The organism is Pseudomonas sp. NCHU5216, assembly GCF_052156495.1.
In the GTDB taxonomy this organism is placed as follows: Bacteria; Pseudomonadota; Gammaproteobacteria; order Pseudomonadales; family Pseudomonadaceae; genus Aquipseudomonas.
In genome coordinates this window covers 42433-63971 of record NZ_JBQLIX010000033.1, presented here as the reverse complement: position 1 = coordinate 63971, position 21539 = coordinate 42433, and the positions used below count along the sequence as shown (strand labels likewise).

General features: G+C 64.5%; 19 protein-coding genes. 6 read left to right on the top strand and 13 right to left on the bottom strand.

Translation table 11 applies throughout. The features are described 5' to 3' along the window. Positions 1 to 310: 310 nt before the first annotated feature. Positions 311 to 1732 carry a glucose-6-phosphate dehydrogenase gene (gene zwf / locus ACSVIK_RS19920; RefSeq protein WP_442445952.1) on the bottom strand — a complete coding sequence of 474 codons (1422 nt, stop codon included), beginning with the start codon at positions 1730 to 1732 and terminating at the stop codon, positions 311 to 313. A gap of 194 nt (positions 1733 to 1926) precedes the next feature. Between zwf and hexR the strand changes: the two genes are divergently transcribed. Both hexR and ACSVIK_RS19910 read left to right on the top strand, forming a co-directional pair. Beyond that, positions 1927 to 2793: a transcriptional regulator HexR gene (gene hexR / locus ACSVIK_RS19915; RefSeq protein ID WP_442445950.1), complete on the top strand. Its 867-nt coding sequence runs from the start codon at positions 1927 to 1929 to the stop codon at positions 2791 to 2793. A gap of 94 nt (positions 2794 to 2887) precedes the next feature. Beyond that, positions 2888 to 3091, top strand: a complete 204-nt coding sequence (locus ACSVIK_RS19910) for a PA3496 family putative envelope integrity protein (protein WP_442445949.1) — start codon at positions 2888 to 2890, stop codon at positions 3089 to 3091. 6 nt (positions 3092 to 3097) lie between these two features. Here ACSVIK_RS19910 and ACSVIK_RS19905 read toward each other — a convergent pair whose 3' ends face one another. Then, a complete protein-coding gene (locus ACSVIK_RS19905) occupies positions 3098 to 4042 on the bottom strand; it encodes a LysR family transcriptional regulator (RefSeq protein WP_442445948.1) in 945 nt (314 codons plus the stop codon). A gap of 155 nt (positions 4043 to 4197) precedes the next feature. Between ACSVIK_RS19905 and ACSVIK_RS19900 the strand changes: the two genes are divergently transcribed. Continuing rightward, positions 4198 to 5613 carry an acetyl-CoA carboxylase biotin carboxylase subunit gene (locus tag ACSVIK_RS19900; protein WP_442445947.1) on the top strand — a complete coding sequence of 472 codons (1416 nt, stop codon included), beginning with the start codon at positions 4198 to 4200 and terminating at the stop codon, positions 5611 to 5613. 69 nt (positions 5614 to 5682) lie between these two features. Continuing rightward, complete coding sequence (gene oadA / locus ACSVIK_RS19895; protein WP_442445946.1) at positions 5683 to 7491, top strand: sodium-extruding oxaloacetate decarboxylase subunit alpha; 1809 nt, start codon at positions 5683 to 5685, stop codon at positions 7489 to 7491. 251 nt (positions 7492 to 7742) lie between these two features. On the opposite strand, the gene ACSVIK_RS19890 is transcribed toward oadA, so the two are convergent. The 11 genes from ACSVIK_RS19890 to ACSVIK_RS19840 all read right to left on the bottom strand — a co-directional run bounded on the left by ACSVIK_RS19890 (position 7743) and on the right by ACSVIK_RS19840 (position 20260). Next, positions 7743 to 8471, bottom strand: coding sequence for a carbonic anhydrase (locus ACSVIK_RS19890; RefSeq protein ID WP_442445945.1), 729 nt, complete (start codon positions 8469 to 8471; stop codon positions 7743 to 7745). Between the two features lie 169 nt (positions 8472 to 8640). Next, positions 8641 to 9588, bottom strand: coding sequence for a carbohydrate kinase family protein (locus ACSVIK_RS19885; RefSeq protein ID WP_442445944.1), 948 nt, complete (start codon positions 9586 to 9588; stop codon positions 8641 to 8643). A 29-nt stretch (positions 9589 to 9617) separates the two neighbouring features. Further along, complete coding sequence (gene xylB, locus ACSVIK_RS19880; RefSeq protein ID WP_442445943.1) at positions 9618 to 11117, bottom strand: xylulokinase; 1500 nt, start codon at positions 11115 to 11117, stop codon at positions 9618 to 9620. Between the two features lie 3 nt (positions 11118 to 11120). Next, the gene (locus ACSVIK_RS19875; RefSeq protein WP_442445942.1) at positions 11121 to 12596 is read right to left on the bottom strand and encodes a mannitol dehydrogenase family protein; all 1476 of its coding nucleotides are present in this window, start codon (positions 12594 to 12596) and stop codon (positions 11121 to 11123) included. Between the two features lie 26 nt (positions 12597 to 12622). Further along, on the bottom strand, positions 12623 to 13726 hold the full coding sequence (locus tag ACSVIK_RS19870; RefSeq protein ID WP_442445941.1) for an ABC transporter ATP-binding protein: 1104 nt from the start codon (positions 13724 to 13726) through the stop codon (positions 12623 to 12625). Between the two features lie 12 nt (positions 13727 to 13738). Next, positions 13739 to 14572: a carbohydrate ABC transporter permease gene (locus ACSVIK_RS19865; RefSeq protein ID WP_442445940.1), complete on the bottom strand. Its 834-nt coding sequence runs from the start codon at positions 14570 to 14572 to the stop codon at positions 13739 to 13741. A gap of 10 nt (positions 14573 to 14582) precedes the next feature. Further along, complete coding sequence (locus ACSVIK_RS19860) at positions 14583 to 15515, bottom strand: carbohydrate ABC transporter permease (RefSeq protein ID WP_442445939.1); 933 nt, start codon at positions 15513 to 15515, stop codon at positions 14583 to 14585. A gap of 114 nt (positions 15516 to 15629) precedes the next feature. Then, positions 15630 to 16940, bottom strand: coding sequence for an ABC transporter substrate-binding protein (locus tag ACSVIK_RS19855; RefSeq protein ID WP_442445938.1), 1311 nt, complete (start codon positions 16938 to 16940; stop codon positions 15630 to 15632). A gap of 227 nt (positions 16941 to 17167) precedes the next feature. Then, on the bottom strand, positions 17168 to 18073 hold the full coding sequence (locus tag ACSVIK_RS19850) for an AraC family transcriptional regulator (RefSeq protein WP_442445937.1): 906 nt from the start codon (positions 18071 to 18073) through the stop codon (positions 17168 to 17170). Positions 18074 to 18135: 62 nt separating this feature from the next. After that, the gene (locus ACSVIK_RS19845; protein WP_442445936.1) at positions 18136 to 19197 is read right to left on the bottom strand and encodes a PA0069 family radical SAM protein; all 1062 of its coding nucleotides are present in this window, start codon (positions 19195 to 19197) and stop codon (positions 18136 to 18138) included. Positions 19198 to 19273: 76 nt separating this feature from the next. Further along, a complete protein-coding gene (locus ACSVIK_RS19840; protein WP_442445935.1) occupies positions 19274 to 20260 on the bottom strand; it encodes a bile acid:sodium symporter family protein in 987 nt (328 codons plus the stop codon). Between the two features lie 82 nt (positions 20261 to 20342). On the opposite strand from ACSVIK_RS19840, the gene ACSVIK_RS19835 reads away from it, so the two are divergent. After that, entirely contained in the window at positions 20343 to 21134 is a 792-nt protein-coding gene (locus tag ACSVIK_RS19835) for an AraC family transcriptional regulator (RefSeq protein WP_442445934.1), read from the top strand. Positions 21135 to 21241: 107 nt separating this feature from the next. Continuing rightward, positions 21242 to 21427: a hypothetical protein gene (locus ACSVIK_RS19830; RefSeq protein WP_442445933.1), complete on the top strand. Its 186-nt coding sequence runs from the start codon at positions 21242 to 21244 to the stop codon at positions 21425 to 21427. The last annotated feature ends 112 nt before the right edge of the window (positions 21428 to 21539 follow it).

Below are 21539 nucleotides of genomic sequence, written 5' to 3'. Positions count from 1 at the left end.
AGGGACAGATACGCGGGTGTTGGCATGAGTGCTCTCCTTGCCTGGGTCATGGATCGGAAGTGATCCGGGAGCCTGGTGTAAAGCGATCTGCGTGCCAACTTTTATAAAGCGATATAAATCAGTGATTTAGCGTGACCATTAAGCGTCACATGGTCATATTGCGTGCCAGGTCACGAAAAAGTGCGCAAGAAGTTGCGCACTGCTGCGCAAGTTTTTGCGCAGTGCCTTCAATGCCTTTGCCAGCGTGTCCTACAGCTATCTATCCACAGGGTTATCCACATTTTGCTGTGCAAGAAATTGCGCAATTGTCTCACTCGGCCCAGTGCCTTCCATGGCGTTCCAGCAGGTATTGCAACTGCTCCGGGCCGTCGCTGCCAGCCGGGTAAGGGCGTGGGCTCTGGTAGTGTTGATGCCAGCCTTGCAGGATGGGGTCGACCCAGCTCCAGGCGGCCTCCACTTCGTCGCGGCGCATGAACAGGGTCGAGTCGCCTTCGATGACGTCGAGCAGCAGGCGCTCGTAGGCATCCCAGCGGCGCTGCTTGTTGAAGGCGTTGGCCAGGTTGAGATCCAGCTCCACCGGGTTCAGGTGCATGCCCTTGCCGGGGTGCTTGGCCATCAATTGCAGGCTGATGCGTTCTTCCGGTTGCAGGCGAATCAATAGCTGGTTGGCCTGGCCCTCGGCGAACAGACGGTGCGGCACGGGCTTGAACTGGATGAGAATTTCCGAGGTCTTGCGCGCCAGACGCTTGCCGGTGCGCAGGTAGAAGGGCACGCCAGCCCAGCGCCAGTTATCGATCTCCACCTGCACGGCGACGAAGGTTTCGGTGTCGCTGTCGTTGTCGACGTTCTTCTCGAAGTAGTAGGCCGGCACGTCCTGGCCGCCGATCTTGCCGGCGGTGTACTGGCCGCGCACGGTCTTGTCCTGCACGTCGAGGCCGCTGATGGGTTTGAGGGCTTCGAGAATCTTCACCTTCTCGTTGCGCACGGATTCGGCGTCGAAGCGCACCGGCGCCTCCATGGCCACTAGGCAGAGCAGTTGCAGCAGGTGGTTCTGCACCATGTCGCGCATGGCGCCGGCCTGATCGTAGTAGGCGCCGCGATTTTCCACGCCAAGGGTTTCGCAGACGCTTATCTGGATGTGGTCGATATGCCCGGCACGCCACACCGGCTCGAACAGGGCATTGGCGAAGCGCAGCGCCATGAGGTTCTGCACGGTTTCCTTGCCCAGATAGTGATCGATGCGGAACACCCTGGATTCGTCGAACACAGCGCCGATCGCCGCGTTGATGGCGCGGGCCGACTCCAGCGAATGGCCGATGGGTTTTTCCAGCACGATGCGCGACAGCGGGCCAGCCAGACCGGCATTGGCCAGGTGCGAAGCGATGTCCTCGAACAGGCTGGGTGCGGTTGCCAGGTAGTAGACGCGCACGCGCTCGTCGTTGCCCAGGCGGCGGGCCAGGCGCGAGAACTCGGCGCTCTGCGCGGCGTCCATGGCGAAGTAGTCGAGGCGCGCGGCGAAGCGGTTCCAGGTGTCGCTGTCGAAGTCGCTGCGCGCCACCTGGGCGCGGCAGCGGCGTTCGGCCAGGGCCTGATAGGCCTCGCGAGTGTGAGGAGTGCGCGCCAGAGCAAGGATGCGTGTGTCAGGGTGCAGGCGGCCGTCGCGGTGCAGGTGATAAAGCGCGGGCAGCAGCTTGTGCAGGGCCAGATCGCCTGTGCCGCCGAAAACCAGCATGTCGCAGGGGATGATCAAGGAAAAAGCTCCGACTGGGTTGTAACAGGTCGTGGAAATCCGCCTGTTGACGGTGCGCGGGTGCGCTCCATGTAGTATAACTACAAGGTCACTACAACCGCCGTTTCCCGATCATAACCGAGCCTCGCTCGATCTGGCGCCCGTGGTTGCCCCTTTTCTGCGAAGAGCCCTACACCGTGAATCTGTTGCAACACATCGCCCAGTCGCGCCACCTGCTGCGCAAGTCCGAGCTCAAGGTGGCCGATCATGTCCTGCTCGATCCTGCATCGGTGATGCACAGCTCCATGGCCGAGCTGGCGCACAGCGTCGGTATCAGCGAGCCGACCATCGTGCGTTTCTGCCGGGCCATCGGTTGCAGTGGTTTCCAGGACCTCAAGCTGAAGTTGGCGCAGAGCCTGGCCGCTGGTGCCAGTTTTGGCCAGTTCGCCATTCATGAGGACGACTCGGTCGCCGATTTCAGCCTGAAGATCTTCGACACCACCCTGCATACGCTGATGGAGGTGCGCGAGAAGCTCGATCCCGAGGCCTTGCAGCGCGCCATCGCCGCCTGCTCCAATGCGCAGCGTGTGGAGTTCTATGGCTTCGGTGCATCCGGTGCGGTGGCGGCCGATGCCCAGCACAAGTTCTTCCGTCTGCTGCTCAATGCGGCGGCCTATTCCGACCCGCACATGCAGGCGATGAGCGCGGTGACCCTGCAACCAGGCGACGTAGCGGTGTGCATTTCCCAATCCGGGCGCTCCAAGGATCTGCTGATCAGTGCCAACCTGGTGCGCGAATCCGGCGCCAACCTGATCACCCTGTGCCCGAGTCAGACGCCTCTGGCCGAGCTGGCCACGGTCAACCTGGCCATCGACGTGCAGGAAGACACCGAGATCTACACCCCGCTGACCTCGCGCATCGCCCACCTGGTGGTGATCGACGTGCTGGCCATGGGCGTGGCCATGGCGCGCGGGCCGAGCCTGGTCAACCACCTCAAGAGCGTCAAGCGCAGCCTGCGCAGCCTGCGGCTGTCACCCAAATCGATCAAGGCGGCGGAAGACTGAGGCGTCTTTAACCGGCTGTTCACGTCGCTGCCGTCAAAGCGTCATCTGCCCGGAGCAAGCTGAGGCCTCCAGTCCTCGTTCCGGGAGAACCGAGATGCCTCGTATCTTCGATGACGCGCTGTTGCTCGCCCAACCTGATGCCAAGACCCGTCGCAAGCTGCAGGATCAGCGGCGCATGGCCTACCGCCGGGCCATCGAGACCTATGCCGAGCAGTGCCGTTTGCAGCGTGAGTTGGCCGACTTCCCCGAGCTGATTCCGGGCGGTTATCTGGTCGATGGGCAGCGTAGCGCGGCCTGATTGCCGCTACGGGCTGCTGTGCTGAAAGCGTTCCCCCAGCCGCACGATGGCGGCCCGTTCACTGCGGATGAAATCGACGAAGGCCTGCGCCACGGGCGACAGGCGCCTGCCGCGGATATTCACCACGCACCAACTGCGTTGCAGTGGCAGTTCGGTGACTGGCAGCTCGCGCAGCAGGCCGTGCTGCAGCTCCAGGCGTACCGCGTGACGCGGTAGCAAGGCCAGGCCGAGGCCGGCCAGCACCGCTTCACGTTGCGACTCCAGCGAGCCTATTTCCATGGTCTGCGGAAAGTGCGCGCGCTTCTGGTGGCAATATTCCTCGCAGGCGCGGCGGGTGCCTGAACCGTTTTCGCGGATCAGCAGCGGGTAGGCGGTCAGATCCTGCAGATGCAGGGCTTCGCGCTCGCACAGCGGGTGCTGGGGTGGCGCCACGGCGATGATGGGGTTCTCGAGAAAGGGCATGAAGTCCAGCGCCATGTCCTGTGGCACCTGGCTCATGATCATCAGGTCATCGCGGCTCAGGGTCAGGCGGCGCACCACCAGGGCATGGTTGACCACCGTGAGGTTGAGGCTGACCTCCGGATACTGGCGGCGAAATTCGGCGAACAGGTGCGGTACGAAATACTTCGCGCTGGATTCCACGCACAGGTTGAGTTGGCCCTGCAGCGAGCCCTGCAAGTCCGATAACTGCATGTCCAGGCTTTCCAGGCGGCCGAAGATATCGCTGCTGGCGCGGCGCAGCGCCTCGGCGGCCTCGGTCAGGTAGAGTTTCTTGCCGACGTACTCGAACAGGGGCTGGCCGACCAGCTCCTCGAGCTGGCGAATCTGCAAGCTGACGGCTGGCTGGGTCAGTGCCATTTCCTCGGCCGCGCGGCTGTAGGAGCCCTGTTCGCACACGGCACGGAACACCTGAAGCTGGCGCAGCGTCATGCGCAGCAGGGTCTTACGCACGGTTCAATCCTCTTCGATTTAATGCATAAGCAATAACTTATGCTTGATCAAATAATTATTCATTTTTGTTAATTCGTATAGCCGGATAGGGTTTCACCACGTTTTGCAACCAACTGTTGCAACGGCCCTTGCAGCTCTGCGCTGAGGATTGGATCGTGATAAGAAAAATACTGATCGCCAACCGTGGTGAGATTGCCGTCCGCATCGTGCGGGCCTGTGCCGAAATGGGCATCCGCTCGGTGGCCATCTATTCCGAGGCGGATCGCCATGCGCTGCACGTCAAGCGTGCCGACGAGGCGCACAGCATCGGTGATGACCCGCTGGCCGGCTACCTGAACCCGCGCAAACTGGTCAATCTGGCCGTGGAAACCGGCTGCGATGCACTGCACCCAGGCTATGGGTTCCTGTCCGAGAATGCCGAACTGGCGGAAATCTGCGCCGAGCGTGGAGTCAAGTTCATCGGCCCGAGCGCTGAAGTGATCCGTCGCATGGGCGACAAGACCGAAGCGCGCCGCAGCATGATGGCCGCTGGCGTGCCCTGCACGCCGGGCACCGAAGGCAACGTTGCCGACCTGGCCGAAGCCCTGCGTGAAGCCGAGCGCATCGGTTACCCGGTAATGCTCAAGGCCACTTCCGGTGGCGGCGGTCGTGGCATCCGTCGCTGCAACAGCCGCGAGGAATTGGAGCAGGCCTATCCGCGCGTCATCTCCGAGGCCACCAAGGCCTTCGGCAGCGCGGAAGTCTTCCTGGAAAAGTGCATCGTCAACCCGAAGCACATCGAAGCGCAGATTCTCGCCGACAGCCATGGCAACACCGTGCACCTGTACGAGCGCGACTGTTCGATCCAGCGCCGCAACCAGAAGCTCATCGAGATCGCCCCGAGCCCGCAGCTCACCCCCGAACAGCGCGCCTATATCGGCGACCTGGCGGTGCGCGCCGCGCAAGCCGTGGGTTACGAGAACGCCGGCACCGTGGAGTTCCTGCTCGCCGAAGGCGAGGTGTACTTCATGGAGATGAACACCCGGGTGCAGGTGGAGCACACCATCACCGAGGAAATCACCGGCATCGACATCGTGCGTGAGCAGATCCGTATTGCTTCGGGCCTGGCTCTGTCGGTGAAGCAGGAAGACATCATCCACCGTGGTTATGCCCTGCAGTTCCGCATCAACGCCGAGGATCCGAAGAACAACTTCCTGCCCAGCTTCGGCAAGATCACCCGTTATTACGCGCCCGGCGGCCCCGGCGTGCGCACCGACACGGCGATCTACACCGGCTACACCATTCCGCCGTACTACGACTCGATGTGCCTGAAGCTGATCGTCTGGGCGCTGACCTGGGAAGAGGCGATGGATCGAGGCCTGCGCGCCCTGGATGACATGCGCGTACAGGGTGTGCGTACCACCGCGCCCTATTACCAGGAAATCCTGCGCAACCCGGAATTCCGTAGCGGCCAGTTCAATACCAGCTTCGTCGAAAGCCACCCGGAACTGACCCAGTACTCGATCAAGCGCAACCCATCGCACCTGGCCATCGCCATCGCCACCGCCATCGCTGCCCACGCGGGACTCTAACGATTCGTAGCCCGGATGAAATCCGGGATGCTGCGGCCCCGGATTGCATCCGGGCTACAGGAGACAAAAATGAGCAAGAAGATCACTGTTACCGATACCGTCCTGCGCGATGCTCACCAGTCGCTGCTGGCCACGCGCATGCGCACCGAAGACATGCTGCCGATCTGCGACAAGCTCGACCGCGTCGGCTACTGGTCGCTGGAAGTCTGGGGCGGCGCCACTTTCGACGCCTGCGTGCGCTTCCTCAAGGAAGACCCCTGGGAGCGTCTGCGCAAGCTCAAGGCCGCATTGCCCAACACCCGCCTGCAGATGCTTCTGCGCGGGCAGAACCTGCTCGGCTACCGCCATTACAGCGATGACGTGGTCAAGGCCTTCGTCGCCAAGGCGGCGGTCAACGGCATCGACGTGTTCCGCATCTTCGATGCGATGAACGACGTGCGTAACCTGCGCGTGGCCATCGAGGCGGTCAAGGCTGCCGGCAAGCATGCCCAGGGCACCATCGCCTACACCACCAGCCCGGTGCACACCAACGAGGCCTTCGTTGCCCAGGCCAAGGCCATGCAGGCCATGGGCATCGACTCCATCGCCATCAAGGACATGGCCGGCCTGCTCACGCCCTATGCCACCTTCGAGCTGGTCAAGGCGCTGAAGAGCGACGTCGACCTGCCGGTGTTCATCCACAGCCACGACACCGCCGGCCTCGGCTCGATGTGCCAGCTCAAGGCCATCGAAGCCGGCGCCGACCATATCGACACCGCCATCTCCAGCCTGGCCTGGGGCACCAGCCACCCCGGCACCGAGTCCATGGTCGCCGCGCTCAAGGGCAGCCAGTACGACACCGGCCTGGATCTGGAGCTGATCCAGGAGATCGGCATGTACTTCCATGCCGTGCGCAAGAAGTACCACCAGTTCGAGAGCGAATTCACCGGCGTGGATACCCGCGTGCAGGTCAATCAGGTGCCGGGCGGGATGATTTCCAACCTGGCCAACCAGCTCAAGGAACAGGGCGCGCTGAACCGCATGAACGAAGTGCTGGAAGAGATTCCGCGCGTGCGTGCGGACCTCGGCTTCCCGCCGCTGGTCACGCCCACTTCGCAGATCGTCGGCACCCAGGCCTTCTTCAACGTGCTGGCCGGCGAGCGCTACAAGACCATCACCAACGAGGTGAAGCTGTACCTGCAGGGCCGCTACGGCAAGGCGCCGGGCAAGGTCGACGAGCAACTGCGCAAGCAGGCCATCGGCAGCGAGGAAGTCATCGACGTGCGCCCGGCCGACCTGCTCAAGCCCGAGCTGGCGCGCCTGCGTGAAGAGATTGGCAGCCTGGCCAAGTCCGAAGAGGACGTGCTGACCTTCGCCATGTTCCCCGACATCGGCCGCAAGTTCCTCGAGGAGCGCGAGGCCGGCAGCCTCAAGCCGGAAGTGCTGCTGCCCATGCCCACCAGCCAGGGCGCGGCGCCAGTGGGTGGCGAGGGTGTGCCGACCGAATTCGTGGTCGACGTGCACGGCGAAAGCTACCGGGTGGACATCACCGGCGTGGGCGTCAAGGGTGACGGCAAGCGCCACTTCTACCTGTCCATCGACGGCATGCCGGAAGAGGTGGTGTTCGAGCCGCTCAATGATTTCGTCGCAGGCTCCGGCGGCAAGCGCAAGCAGGCCGGCGAGCCGGGCGACGTGTCCACCACCATGCCGGGCAACATCGTCGATGTGCTGGTCAAGGAAGGGGATACGGTCAAGGCCGGTCAGGCGGTGCTGATCACCGAAGCGATGAAGATGGAAACCGAAGTGCAGGCGCCGATTGCCGGCAAGGTCAAGGCCGTTCATGTGGCCAAGGGCGACCGCGTCAATCCGGGCGAAGTGCTGGTGGAAATCGAAGGTTAACCTCAGGAGCCCGGCCTGTTGGATGGGCAAGTTTGACGGGGCGTAACCCGGGCTCCTTTTTTATTCACAGGCGTCTCGCATGAGGCGCCTCCAGGGTTGAGACCCAGGAGCCGCAAGGCTCCTTTTTTTACCCGGTTTCTACGGCCATGCCCCAGGTGCGCGAGCACAGCGCGGGCGATCAGCACCGTCTGGCGCGGGGCATGGTCTTTTCCTTCTGGACGGCCGGAGCCTGGTGCTCCGGCCATCTCGTTTCAGGGTTGCGCGAAGCGTGCGCGTGGCGTGGCCATCGGCATCTTGTCGCCATCGAGCGGCAGGAAGCTGCCCAGCTCGGCGTCGTAGGCCTTGATCTGGCTGGTTTCGATGTCATACACCCAGCCATGGATGAACAGTTGGCCACGCGCCAGCTTGGCTGCCACGGAAGGGTGAGTACACAGGTGGTTGAGCTGGGCCACCACGTTTTCTTCGGTGAGCACCGCCAGGGCTTCCTGATCGTTGCTGCAGTTGCAGTTCTCCGCCACCACGGTGCGCGCCACCTCGGCATGGCGCAGCCAGGCCTTTACCGTGGGCATGGTTTCCAGCGACTCCGGGTTGAGTACGGCCTTCATCGCGCCGCAGTCGGAGTGGCCGCAGACGACGATATGCTGCACGCCCAGGGCCAGCACCGCGTATTCGATGGCGGTGGAAACGCCGCCCATCATCTGCCCGTAGGCCGGCACCACGTTACCGACGTTGCGGTTGACGAAGAGATCGCCTGGGGAGCTTTGGGTGATCAGTTCCGGCACCACGCGCGAGTCGGCGCAGGTGATGAACATGGCGCGTGGGTTCTGTGCGGTCGCGAGTTTCTTGAACAGCTCTTCCTGCTGGGGAAACACCTCGTTGCGAAAGCGTTTGAAGCCATCGACGATATTTCGCAGCGCTTGTTCGGCGGTTTCGTTGCCCTCATGGGTCTGCAGCGGAATCACCTGGTGTTTGTAAGGCATGCTCTGAACCTCTGGTTACCTGAAAAGACGCTGCTAGAACGACTGTCGCTGCGCTGTGCGAGTCACACGCTCAGTTTCGCCTTGCGCAGGCGGTGCGACAACTGGTCGTTTTCCACCAGGCCCGGCTCGTGACGCCAGAAGAGTGTAGTGGAGCAGGAGCGCTGCAGGATCAGCGGGCGCTTTGCCGTTCCAGTTCATGCAGGTAGGGCAGGTCGGGGCCGACCCGCTCACAGGTCAGCGCGGCTGCAGCGATGGCCAGGCGCAGCATGGCGTCGATCTGCTCGCGGTTCAGCCTCGCTAGCGCCTCGGGGTTGTCCAACCGGTGGCGTGCCAGGTAGCTGAGCAGCGCGGCCTGGAAGGTATCGCCGGCGCCGACGGTATCACGGGTATGCACAGCCAGCGCCGGTGCAGACCATTGCCCGTGATGGCTGTGGACGCTGGCGCCCGCGCTGCCATGGGTGAGGAACACCAGTGGGCAGCGCTCGGTGCGCCAGCTTGCCGCGACCTCTTGCGGGTCGCGTTCCGGGTAGAGCAACTGCAGGTCTTCCTCGCTGACCTTGATCAGGTGCGCGTAACGGGCGAATGTTTCAACGCGCTCGCGCCAACGGGCGATATCCGGCGCCGGGCCGAGGCGCACGTTGGGGTCGAGGCTGATCAGGCGTCGGCCATGCTCACGTTGCACCAGCGCCAGCAGCGTACTGGCCACCGGCTCCACCACCAGGGAGAAGGAGCCGAGGTGCAGGCCGCGCACCCGATCATCCAGGTTCGGCAGATGCTCGGCCAGTAGCTGGCGGTCGGCGCAGCCTGCGCCACGGAAGCTGTAATGTGGCGAGCCGGCAGCGTCCAGGCCGACCATCGCCAGGGTGGTCGGTGCCTCGCTGGCGATCAGGTAGGCATCGCTCACGCCTTCTTCGCGCAGCACCTGGCGCAGACGCTGGCCGAGGCTGTCCGAAGAGATGCCGGTGAACAGCGCAGAGTCGGTGCCCATGCGGCGTAGACCCAGCGCCACGTTGAACGGCGAGCCGCCGGCGATGGCCTTGAAGGCCAGTTCGTTGCTGCGCCCGCCGTCGTTCTGGATGAACACGTCGAACAGTGCTTCGCCACAGACCAGATACATGTGTGTCTCCGTCTAGAACCGTGGCGCTCTCACGCCGGATTGCCTTCGGCGAGCCGGCTGACCTGCTCGCGATAGCGTTGATAGACCACCTCGTACTGCGCCGTACGCGCCGGGTCGGGCTGCGTCTGGGTGCTGGCATCCAGATGCACGCAGCGCTCGCACAGCGCGGCCAGTTGCGCCTGGCGGTCGCTGCCCGGTGTCAGGCACCAGGCCGCCTGGATGGCGGCGCCGAGGGCGGCGGCTTCGGTGTGCTGCGGGCAGACCAGCGGGGTGCCCATGATATCGGCGATCACCTGGCGCCACACCGGGCTCTTCGCCGCACCACCGATCAGGCGGATGGTCTCGCTCTGCAGGCCGCTGGCGCGCAGCAGGTCGAGGCCGTAGCGCAGACCGAAGGCGGTGCCTTCGACCACCGCCCGGCACAGGTTGGTGCGGGTCAGGTTATCGCTGTCCATGCCCAGCAGGCTGGCGCGCGAGCGGGGCAGGGCCGGCACCCGTTCGCCGTTGAAGAAGGGCAGCAACAGCAGGCCTTCGGCGCCGATGGGGGCGCGTTCGACCAGTTCGCCAAAGCTGTGGATATCCAGCTCCAGCAACTGCTGGATCAGCCCCGTGGCGTTGGTCAGGTTCATGGTGCAGATCAGCGGCAGCCAGCCACCGGATGACGAGCAGAAGGTCGCCACCTGGGCGTGTGGGCTGACCGTCGGCTGATCGCTGTAGGCGTAGAGCGTGCCGGAGGTGCCCAGGCTCATGGTGATCGCTCCGGGGCGGATATTGCCGGTGCCGATGGCGCCCAGCATGTTGTCGCCGCCGCCGCTGGCCACCACGGCCTCCGGGTTCAGGCCCAGTTGCCGGGCGATCTGCGGACGGATGCGGCCCACCGGCTGATCCGGCCCGATCAGCTCTGGCAGCGCGTTGCACAGGCGCCCGCTGGGGTCGATGAAGTTCAACAGTTCGGTATCCCAGGTGCGCGTGCGCACATCGAAATACCCCGTGCCGGAGGCGTCGCCGTACTCGCTGCAAGCGCGGCCGGTAAGCCAGTGATTGAGGTAGTCGTGGGGCAGCAGGATGTGGGCGATGCGGGCGAAGACATCGGGGTGTTGCTCCTTGGTCCAGAGCAGCTTGGATACCGTGTAGCCCGGTGCGATGGCCACGCCCAGGCGTTGCAGCGAGCCGGCCTCGCCGCCGAGATGAGCGAGCAGGCGCTGGTTTTCCGGGGTCGATTCGGTGTCGCACCAGAGCTTGGCCGGGCGCAGCACATCGCCCTGTTCGTCGAGCAGCACCAGACCATGCTGCTGGCCGGAGACGCCGATGCCGAGGATTTGCTCCCCGCTGACACCGGCTGCCGCCAGCGCCTGGCCAGTGGCTTGGGCGAAGGCATCCAGCCATTGCTGCGGCTGCTGTTCGCGGTGGCCATTGGCGCCGCTGTGCAGAGAATGGCTGGCGCTGCCGGCGCCGAGCACCTGGCCGCTCTCGGTGTCCAGTATCAGCGCCTTGGTGCCCTGAGTGCCGCAATCGATACCGAGGTACATGGCTCAGTCGCCCAGCAGGGTCTGCAAGGTGCGGGTCACGCCGAGCTGGCGCAGGCTGTCGTAACACAGCTCGAAGGCCGTGACGAAGGCCGCCGACTGCGGGATGGCCGTGCCGAAGATCGCTTCGACGCCTAGCACTCGCTGGCGCACCAGGTCGTCATCGACCACCAGCGCCTGGCAGAACTCGGCGCGTGGATCGGGGATGCGATAGCCCGTGCCGTTCTCGTCGACGCCCTTGAGGTACAACGCCCAGGCCGCGACCACCAGCGCCGCGCGCTCCAGTGGCCGGCCGTCTTCGATCAGACGGTTGATCGTCGGCACGATGAACTTGGGAAACTTCGACGAGCCGTCCGAGCAGACCCGCTCCAACTGATCGGCGATGGCCTGGTTGGAGAAGCGCTCGATCAGAGTGTCCTTGTAGGCGTGCAGGTCGATGCCCGGCACCGGCGCCAGTTGCGGGGTCACGTCGAGATCCATGAAGGTGCGCACGTAGCGGCGCAGCAGCGGGTCGTTCATGGTTTCGTGAACGTAGCGATAGCCCTTGAGAAAGCCCAGGTAGGTCAGCGCCAGGTGGCTGCCGTTGAGCAGCTTGATCTTCATTTCCTCGTAGGGCGTGACATCGTCGGTGAACTGCACGCCCACCTCTTCCCAGGCTGGGCGGCCGTTGACGAAGCGGTCTTCCAGCACCCATTGCACGAAGGGCTCGCAGACCACCGGCCAGGCATCCTCGACGCCGTGCTGTTCGGCCAGTTGCTGGCGATGGGTGGCGCTGGTCATCGGCGTGATGCGGTCGACCATGGCGTTGGGAAAGCTCACGTGCTGGTCAATCCAGCTAGCGAGCTCGGGGTCGGCCAGGCGGGCGAAGGCCAGCAGCGCCTTGCGCGTGACCGTGCCGTTGTGCGGCAGGTTATCGCAGGACATCAGGGTGAAGGCCGGGGTGCCGGCGGCGCGGCGCTTGGCCAGGGCGGCGCAGAGCAGGCCGAACACGCTGCGCGGCGACTCGGGGTGGTGCAGGTCGTGGGCAATGGCTGGCAATTCGGCGAGGAATTCCCCAGTGCTGTCGTCGATGCAATAGCCGCCTTCGGTGATGGTCAGCGAGACGATGCGGATGGTCGGGTCGGCCAGCTTGTCGATCAGCGCCTGGGGTGAGTCCTCGACCAGCAGCATGTCGGTGATGGCGCCGATCACCCGCACCGGCAGGTTCGGTTCGTCGCCCAGTTCCACCAGGCTGTAGAGAAAGTCCTGGCTGGCCAGGGCGTCGCGCATGGCGCGGTCTTCGCTGCGCACGCCGACGCCGCAGATGCCCCAGTCCAGGGCTTGGCCGCGGTTCATCAGGGCGTCGGTGTAAACCGCCTGGTGGGCGCGGTGAAAGCCGCCGACGCCGATATGGGCGATGCCGTTGCGGAGCGTGCGCGGGTCGTATTGCGGCAGCGCGACGGCGCCGCCAAGCTGGGAAAGCTGCTGGCGATTGAGTTTCATCTGGATGATCCCGTCATGAAGTGGCGTCAGGCGGCCTGCTGCAGGGGTTTGGCGACGGCCTGGCCGGCGGCGTCGAAGAGGTGGCAGTGCGCCGGATCGAAATCCAGCGTCAATGCCTCGCCATAACGCGGGGCGAAGTCGCCACGCACGCGCACCGTGAGCATCTCTCCCGAGGCGCAGCGCACGTGGCAGAAGGTGTCGCTGCCCAGGCGCTCGCTGACGTCGGCGTTCACCTGCAGGCGCCCGGCACCCTCGCCGACCAGGTTGAGGTGCTCGGGGCGCACCCCCAGGGTCACCGCGCTGCCGACCTCGAGGCCGGCGGCGGACAGCGGCAGCATCAGTTGCGCGCCGCATTCCAGTTGCACCTCGCAGCTATCGGCCTGGGCCTTGTGCAGGGTGCCGCGCAGAAAGCCCATCTTCGGTGTACCGAGAAAACCGGCAACGAACAGGTTGGCCGGGTGGTGATACAGCTCCAGAGGCGAGCCCACCTGCTCGACGCGGCCGCCATTGAGCACCACCACCTTGTCGGCCAGGGTCATGGCCTCCACCTGATCGTGGGTCACGTAGATCATGGTGGCCTGTAGCTCCTTGTGCAGCCGTGCCAGTTCCAGGCGGGTCTGCACGCGCAGGGCGGCGTCGAGGTTGGACAGCGGCTCGTCGAACAGGAAGATCTTCGGGTTGCGCACGATGGCGCGGCCGATGGCCACGCGCTGGCGCTGGCCGCCGGAAAGCTGCCTGGGCTTGCGCTCGAGCAGGGCTTCGAGTTGCAGGATGCGCGCGGCGTCGGCCACCTTGGCTGCGACTTCCTGCTTGCCCACCCGCGCCAGGTCGAGGGCGAAGGAGAGGTTCTTGCGCACGGTCATGTGTGGGTACAGCGCGTAGGTCTGGAACACCATGGCCAGGTCACGCTTGGCCGGGGCGACATCGGTGATGTCCTGGCCGTCGAGCTCGATATGGCCGCTGCTGACTTCTTCCAGCCCGGCGATCAGGCGCAGCAGGGTGGACTTGCCGCAGCCCGAGGGGCCGACGAACACCACGAACTCGCGGTCGCGGATATCCAGGTCGACGCCCTGGATGATCGCCGTACCGTCGAAGCCTTTTTTCAGGTTGCGGATCTTCAGATCAGCCATGACATGAACCTCTTATTTGACGGCGCCGAACGACAGGCCACGCACCAACTGCTTCTGGCTGATCCAGCCGAAGATCAGGATGGGCGCGCAGGCCAGGGTCGAAACGGCAGAGAGCTTGGCCCAGAACAGGCCTTCGGGGCTGGAGTAGGAGGCCACCAGCGCGGTCAGCGGGGCGGCGGCGGAGCTGGTCAGGTTGAGTGACCAGAAGGCCTCGTTCCAGCACAGGATCAGCGACAGCAACATGGTCGAGGCCAGGCCGCCACGGGCGATCGGCAGCAGCACGCGGACGATCTCCTGCCAGGTGCTGGCGCCGTCCAGGCGCGCGGCTTCGAGGATGTCCACGGGGATGTCCTTGAAGTAGGTGTACACCATCCATACCAGGATCGGCAGGTTGATCAGGGTGTAGATGATGATCAGCGCCAGGCGTGAATCGAGCAGGCCGAACTGCTTGGCCAGCAGATAGATCGGCACCAGCACACCCACCGGCGGCAGCATCTTGGTAGACAGCATCCACAGCAGCGTGCGCTTGGTGTGGCGCGTCTCGAAGAAGGCCATGGAGTAGGCGGCCGGCACCGCCAGGAGCATGCCCAGCAAGGTCGCCGAGGCGGAGATCAGCACCGAGTTCCAGGCGAAGGCGAAGTAGTCGCTGCGCTCGTTGATGTGCAGGTAGTTTTCCAGCGTCGGGGTGAAGATGAACTGCGGCGGCGTGGCGAAGGCGTCGATCTCGGTCTTCAGGCTGGTCAGCACCATCCAGAAAATCGGGAAGAAGATCAGCGCGGCGATGGCCCAGGCCAGAAGGCCGATGATCAGGCTGTGCAGGCGCCGGGACTGTTTCAGGGTCAGCATGCTGCGCTCCTCACTGCCGCTCGGTCAGGTTCTTGCCGATCATGCGGATCAGCACGATGGCGGCGATGTTGGCGATGACCACCGCGATCAGCCCGCCGGCCGAGGCCATGCCGACGTCGAACTGCAGCAGCGCCTGGTTGTAGATCAGGTAGGCGAGGTTGGTGGACTCGTAGCCGGGGCCGCCGCTGGTGGTGGTGTAGATCTCGGCGAACACCGAGAGCAGGAAGATGGTCTCGATCATCACCACCACGGCAATCGGCCGCGCCAGGTGCGGCAGGGTGAGGTGCCAGAAGATGGCGATGGGCCCGGCGCCGTCGAGGCGCGCGGCTTCCTTCTGCTCCTGATCCAGCGATTGCATGGCGGTCATCAGGATCAGGATGGCGAACGGCAGCCACTGCCAGGAGACGATGAGGATGATCGACAGCAGCGGATAGTGCGCCAGCCAGTCCACCGGCTGGGCGCCGAAGAACTGCCAGATGGCGGCGAGAATGCCCGACACCGGATGGAAGATCAGGTTCTTCCACAAAAGCGCGCTGACCGTGGGCATGATGAAGAACGGCGAGATCAGCAATACGCGCACGATGCCGCGGCCGAAGAACTCGCTGGCCTCCAGCAGCGCGGCGATCAGCACACCGAACACCACGCTGATCAACAGCACGCTGCCCACCAGCAGCAGGGTGTTGAGGGCGCCGGAGAGGAAGGCAGCGTCGGTGACGAAATACTCGAAATTCTCCAGGCCGACGAAGCCGTTCTCGCCGGGGTAGAGCAGGTTGTAGCGGATCAGCGAGAAATACACCGTCATGCCCAGCGGCACGATCATCCAGATCAGCAGCAGGACGACCGAGGGGCTGACCAGGAACCAGCCGGGCGCCAGGCGCCGGGGCTTGCGCGCCACCGGCGTGCTGGCCTGCACGGCGGGGGTATCGATGGCCGAGGTGTTCATGGTGCCTCCGAAAGGCGATGTCGTGGTGAAACGTAGAGTGGACAACGCTCTTTTTGTCCACCATTGGCGACATAGAGCGGTGGACAAGCTTCGCGTTGTCCACCCTACAGATGGCTACTTCGGATAGCCGGCGCGCTTCATTTCCCGTGAGGTGCTCTGCTGCGCCGCCTGCAGGGCCTGCTGCGGCTGCATCTGCCCGGTGAGCGCGGCGGCGAACAGCTTACCGACACTGGTGCCGATGGCCTGGAACTCGGGAATGGTCACCAGCTGAATGCCCACGTAAGGCACCGGCTTGGCGCTGGGATCGGCCGGGTCGGCCTTCTTCAGCGAATCCAGTGTCACCTTGGCGAACGGCGCGGCCTGCATGTAGGCCTCGCTGTAGGTGGAGGCGCGGGTGCCCGGTGGCACGTTGGCCACGCCGTCGGTGTCGGCCACCAGCTTGGCGTAGTCCTTGGAGGTGGCCCAGGCAGCGAAGGTCTTGGCGGCGTCCTTGGCCTTGGAGCTGGTGGGAATCGCCAGCGCCCAGGAGTACAGCCAGGAAGCGCCCTTGTCGGTGACCTGGGTGGGGGCGAAGGTGAAGCCTACCGAGTCGGCCACCTTGCTCTGCGACTCGTCGGTGACGAAGGAGCCGGCCACACTGGCGTCGACCCACTGCGCGCACTTGCCGCTGTTGAACAGCGCCAGGTTCTCGTTGAAGCCGTTGCTGGAGGCGCCTGGCGGGCCGTACTTCTTCATGTTGTCGACATAGAAGTTCAGCGCGTTCTTCCACTCGCTGCCGGTGAATTCCGGCTGCCATTGCTCGTCGAACCAGCGGGCGCCGAAGGCGTTGGCCAGGGTGGTGATCAGCGCCATGTTCTCGCCCCAGCCGGCCTTGCCGCGCAGGCACAGACCATAGATGCCCTTGTCCGGTTGGTGCAGCTTGCCGGCGAATTCGGCGATCTGCTCCCAGGTCGGCTGTTCCGGCATCGTCAGGCCGGCCTGCTCGAACAGATCCTTGCGGTAATAGGTGATCGAGGCTTCGGCGTAGAACGGCAGGGCGTACAGCGTGCCCTTGGCCGACAGGCCTTCGCGCACCGAGGGGAACACGTCGTCGAGGTCGTAATCGGCCGGCAGATCGGTCATCGGCGCCAGCCAGCCTTTCTCGCCCCACAGCGCCGCCTCGTACATGCCGATGGTGAGCACGTCGAACTGGCCGCCCTGGGTGGCGATATCGGTGGTCAGGCGCTGGCGCAGCACGTTCTCTTCGAGCACCACCCACTTGAGCTGGATGTCCGGGTGCTGCTGCTCGAAGGTCTTCGACAGCCGCTGCATGCGGATCATGTCGCTGTTGTTGACCGTGGCGATCGTCAGGGTTTCGGCGCCCTGAGCAAGCACGGCGAAGGACAGGCAAGAGGTGGCCACCAGGGCCTTGATCGAGTGGTTCATGCTTGTGAACTCCTCTTCCGCGCCGGGGCGGCTACGGAAGAACGCTATTGTTTTTGTTTCGCTCGGGCCGGATTACACCCCCGCAAGGGCGCGCGAACAAATCCTTGAGCGCACAGCGACCGATACTTTTTTGCACTCGATGAACAGCGTAAAACCGCCCGAGCGGCCGGTGGATCCGTCTGGCAGTAGGGCTGAAGAGGAAGTTGCAGGAGAACGCCGCGTCCGATTCAGTACAGATTTTGCTCGGTCAGACGTTGCACCACCAGCTTGCGATAACCCGAGGGCGTCATGCCCTTGAGCTGCTGGAAGCGGCGGTTGAAGTTGGAGATGTTGCTGAAGCCGGACTCGAAGCACACCTCGGTCACCGGCTTGTCGCTCTGGCTCAAAAGCTCGCAGGACTTGCTCACCCGCAGGCGGTTGACGAACTCGACGAAGCCGCGACCGGTGGCCTGCTTGAAGAAGCGTGAGAAGTAGGTGGGGGTCATGCCCAGGTATTCGGCGACTTCCTCCTGGCCGATGCCTTGCGCGTAGTGCTGGAAGATGTAGTCCACCGCGCGGTTGATGCGCTCGACATGCTGCTCGTCGCCCAGCTCCGAGGAGGTCAGGGTCGAGAGCAACTGGTAATCCTCGCTGGCGGCCAGCAGCTCCATGAGGATGAAGAAGTGCCCCAGGCGGGTGATGCCCCGGCTGTCTGCGATCCTGCGCAGCAGCACGGCGGCTTCGCGTATCACCTGTGGGTCGCGGAACTCGATGCCGAACTGCGCGCGGGCCAGCAAGGGGTGCAGGGTCTTGAGTTCGGCGAACACCGCGCTGCCACTTTCCAGCACCTCGTCGGTGAAGTTGACCAGCATGTCGCGAGTCTCGACCACTTCGCCGTCCTCCACCTGGCTGATCCAGTTATGCGGCAGGCCGGGGCCGGTGAGGAACAGGGTATGGGGGGCGAAGTTGCCGATGTAGTCGCCGATGAACACCTTGCCCGAGCTGGCGACGATCAGGTGCAGCTCGTATTCCTTGTGGAAGTGCCAGCGCACCAGGGGCGAAGGAAAGCCGTGCTGACGGTAGATCAGCGAATGGCCTTCGTGGTCGTCCATCAGCTCGTAGGACGGGTCGGCTACGCGGGAGGTGCGGGTCATGGGGCTGCGTCGCTCAATGCCTCGTGTTGCGACGTTTTAACATATCGGCGGCGGGCGCCAAGTCAGAGCAGGCTCAATTGCATCCCCGGCGGGCAGAACTGTGAACAGTCCAGCACCACGCGCTCGCGCTTGTCCAGGCCGAACTTGCGCCGCGCCAGGCGAAAGCGCTGGGCCAGCAGTTCGGCGAACTGGCCCTCGCCGCGCATGCGGCTGCCGAAGCGGCTGTCGTAGTTCTTGCCGCCGCGGCTCTGGCGGATCAGGCTCATGACATGGGCGGCGCGCTCGGGGAAATGCACCTGCAACCATTCCTCGAACAGGTCGGCGATCTCCAGCGGCAGGCGCAGCAGCACGTAGCCGGCCGAGCGCGCGCCGGCATCGGCCGCGGCTTCGAGCAGGGCTTCCAGTTCCATGTCGTTGATCATCGGAATCATCGGCGCACACATCACGCTCACCGGCACGCCTGCCTCGTGCAGCGTGCGCATGGCGCGCAGACGCGCGGCCGGCGCTGCGGTGCGCGGCTCCATGATGCGTTTCAGCTCGTCGTCCAGGGTGGTCAGGCTGAACGCCACGCTGACCAGATTATGGCTGGCCAGCTCGCTGAGCAGGTCGAGGTCGCGCAGGATCAGCGAGCCCTTGGTGATGATGCTCAGCGGGTGCTTGTAGCGCAGCAGAATTTCCAGGGCCTGGCGGGTCAGGCGCTGTTCGCGTTCGATGGGCTGGTAGGCGTCGGTGTTGATGCCCAGGGCGATGGGCTGCGGCACGTAGCCGGGCTTCTGCAGTTGCTCTTCCAGGCGCTCGGCCAGGTTGGTCTTGGCGATCAGGCGAGTCTCGAAGTCGATGCCCGGCGACATGTCCCAGTAGGCATGGGAGGGGCGGGCGAAGCAGTAGATACAGCCGTGCTCGCAGCCTCGGTAGGGGTTTACCGAGCGGTCGAAGCCGACGTCCGGCGAGTCGTTGCAGGTGATCGCCGTCTTCGCCTTCTCCTTGCGCACCTCGGTGGCGCGGCTGGGCGGGGTTTCGTCCTGATACCAGCCGTCGTCCTCCTGCTCCGAGCGGGTCGGCGCAAAGCGGTTGTGCGGATTGCTGGCAGTGCCACGGCCCCGTGGCGGCATGCTGACGGACATGATCGGGCTCCAAAAATATACTGTATAAAAATACAGCTATCTGGCGCCCGATCAAGCTCCGTCTATCGCCAGGCCTTCACGCGGCCTGCACTTGCGGCGTTTCCTCGCGGCGGGCGTAACGCTGCGCCAGCACCGCGCAGACCATCAGCTGGATCTGGTGGAACAGCATCAGCGGCAGGATCAGCACGCCGATGGTGCTGCCGGCGAACAGCACCTGGGCCATGGGCACGCCAGTGGCCAGGCTCTTCTTCGAGCCGCAGAAGATGATGGTGATGCGGTCTTCCAGGTTGAAGCCCAGCCACTTGCCGAGCAGGTGAGTGGTCAGCAGCGCCAGGGCCAGCAGCACGCTGCAGGCGAGGATCAGGGCCAGCAGGGTGACCAGCGGCACCTCCTGCCACAGGCCACCGATCACCGCAGCGCTGAAGGCGGTATAGACCACCAGCAGGATCGAACTCTGGTCGACGTATTTCAGCCAGTTCTTGTTCTTCGTCACCCAGCCGCCGATCCAGCGCTGGGCGATCTGCCCGAGCACGAAGGGCAGCAGCAGTTGCAGGCTGATCTTGCCGATGGCGTCCAGGGTCGAGCCGTTATCGCCGTGCACACCCATCAGCAAGGCCACCAGCAGCGGCGTGACGAAGATGCCCAGCAGGCTGGAGGCCGCCGCGCTGCAGATCGCCGCCGGGATATTGCCGCGCGCTAGCGAGGTGAAGGCGATGGCCGACTGCACCGTGGCCGGCAGGGCGCACAGGTAGAGCATGCCCATGAACAGCTCGGTGCCCAGCAGCGGCTCCAGCAGCGGCCGCAGCAGCAGGCCGAGCAACGGGAAGATGATGAAGGTGCAGGAGAACACCAGCAGGTGCAGGCGCCAGTGGCCGGCACCGGCGATGATCGCTTGGCGCGACAGCTTGGCGCCATGCAGGAAGAACAGCAGGGCGATGGCCAGGTCGGTGATCCACTCGAAAACCGTGGCCACCTGGCCACTGGCGGGCAGAAGCGAGGCGGTGAGCACCACCGCGAGCAGGGTGAGGGTGAAGTTGTCGGGCAGCAGGCGGGAGCGAGCCATGTTCGAGATCCGGTTATTGTCAGACGGGCCCGGCCACTTTAGCCTGAGCCGTATCGACCGACTAACGCCATCAGGCCAGAGAATGTCGCTTAACGGACAAAACCCGCTGCCAGAACGCGCAGTACCGCGCCTGCCGCATCTGCCCAGGCCGCTCTACGCCCGTACCGAGTCCCTGGCCCTGGCGGTCAGCACGCCGCGCCATAGTCACCCCTGGGTGCAGCTCTCCTATGCGCTGGAAGGGGTGTTGCATGTGCACAGCGCCGCCGGCCGCTTCGTCGCGCCGCCGCAACGGGCGATCTGGATACCCGCCGATCTCGAGCATGAGGTGATCAGCTCGCCGGGCACCGAGATGCGCAGCCTGTACATCGACTGCGCCGTCAGCACCTGGGCGCCACCGCGCTGCCGGGTGCTGGCCATCGACAGCCTGACCCGCGAGCTGATCCGGGGCTTCTGCGAGCTGCCGGTGGAATACGACGAGCAGGGCGCCGAGGGTCGCCTGGCGCAGGTGTTGTTGGATCGGTTGTGTGCGGCGCAGGAGGTGGGGTTGTCCTTGCCATTGCCGCAGGATGCACGGCTGCTGCGCCTGTGCCGCGCCTTGCAGGCGCAACCGGACGACAATCGCAGCCTCACACAATGGAGCCAGGTGCTCGGCGCCTCGGAGAAGACCCTCAGCCGCCTGTTCCTGCGCGAAACCGGCCTGACCTTCCGCGCCTGGCGCCAGCGCCTGCGCCTGCTGCATGCGCTGGAACCGCTGCAACGCGGCGAGCGCGTCACCGACGTGGCGCTGGCCTGCGGCTACGACTCAACCTCGGCCTTTATCGCTGCCTTTCGTCAGCAGTTCGGTGCGACGCCGGGGGAGTTCTTTCGTGGTTGAGGCGAGCGCTGAGTCGCGCAAAGCGCGACCCAGTCAATGATTTGAAGAAGCGCCCACGGGTTAGACTTCCCCGTTTCGCATAACCAAGTAGCAAGGACGCAGGCAAGATGAAATATCTGAAGAAGACCATCTGGGTACTGTTGTGCATCGGTTCGGGCATTTCCATGGCCGCGGGCCTGTTCCAGTTCATGATTCCCCAAGGGGATAACGGACTGGGGCTGATGCTGGTCATGATCGCCGTCATCTCAGGCTTCTATCTTCGCCCCGAAAAGCCTCGCCCCGGGGTGCGCTGAGCCGCCGTAGCCCGGATGCAATCCGGGAAGAAGCGCACACATCCGTCCCGGCCTTGATGGTATGACCCGCCAGTGGTGCCAGGCACACCTCCGCCCGGTGGGTTACGCGGCG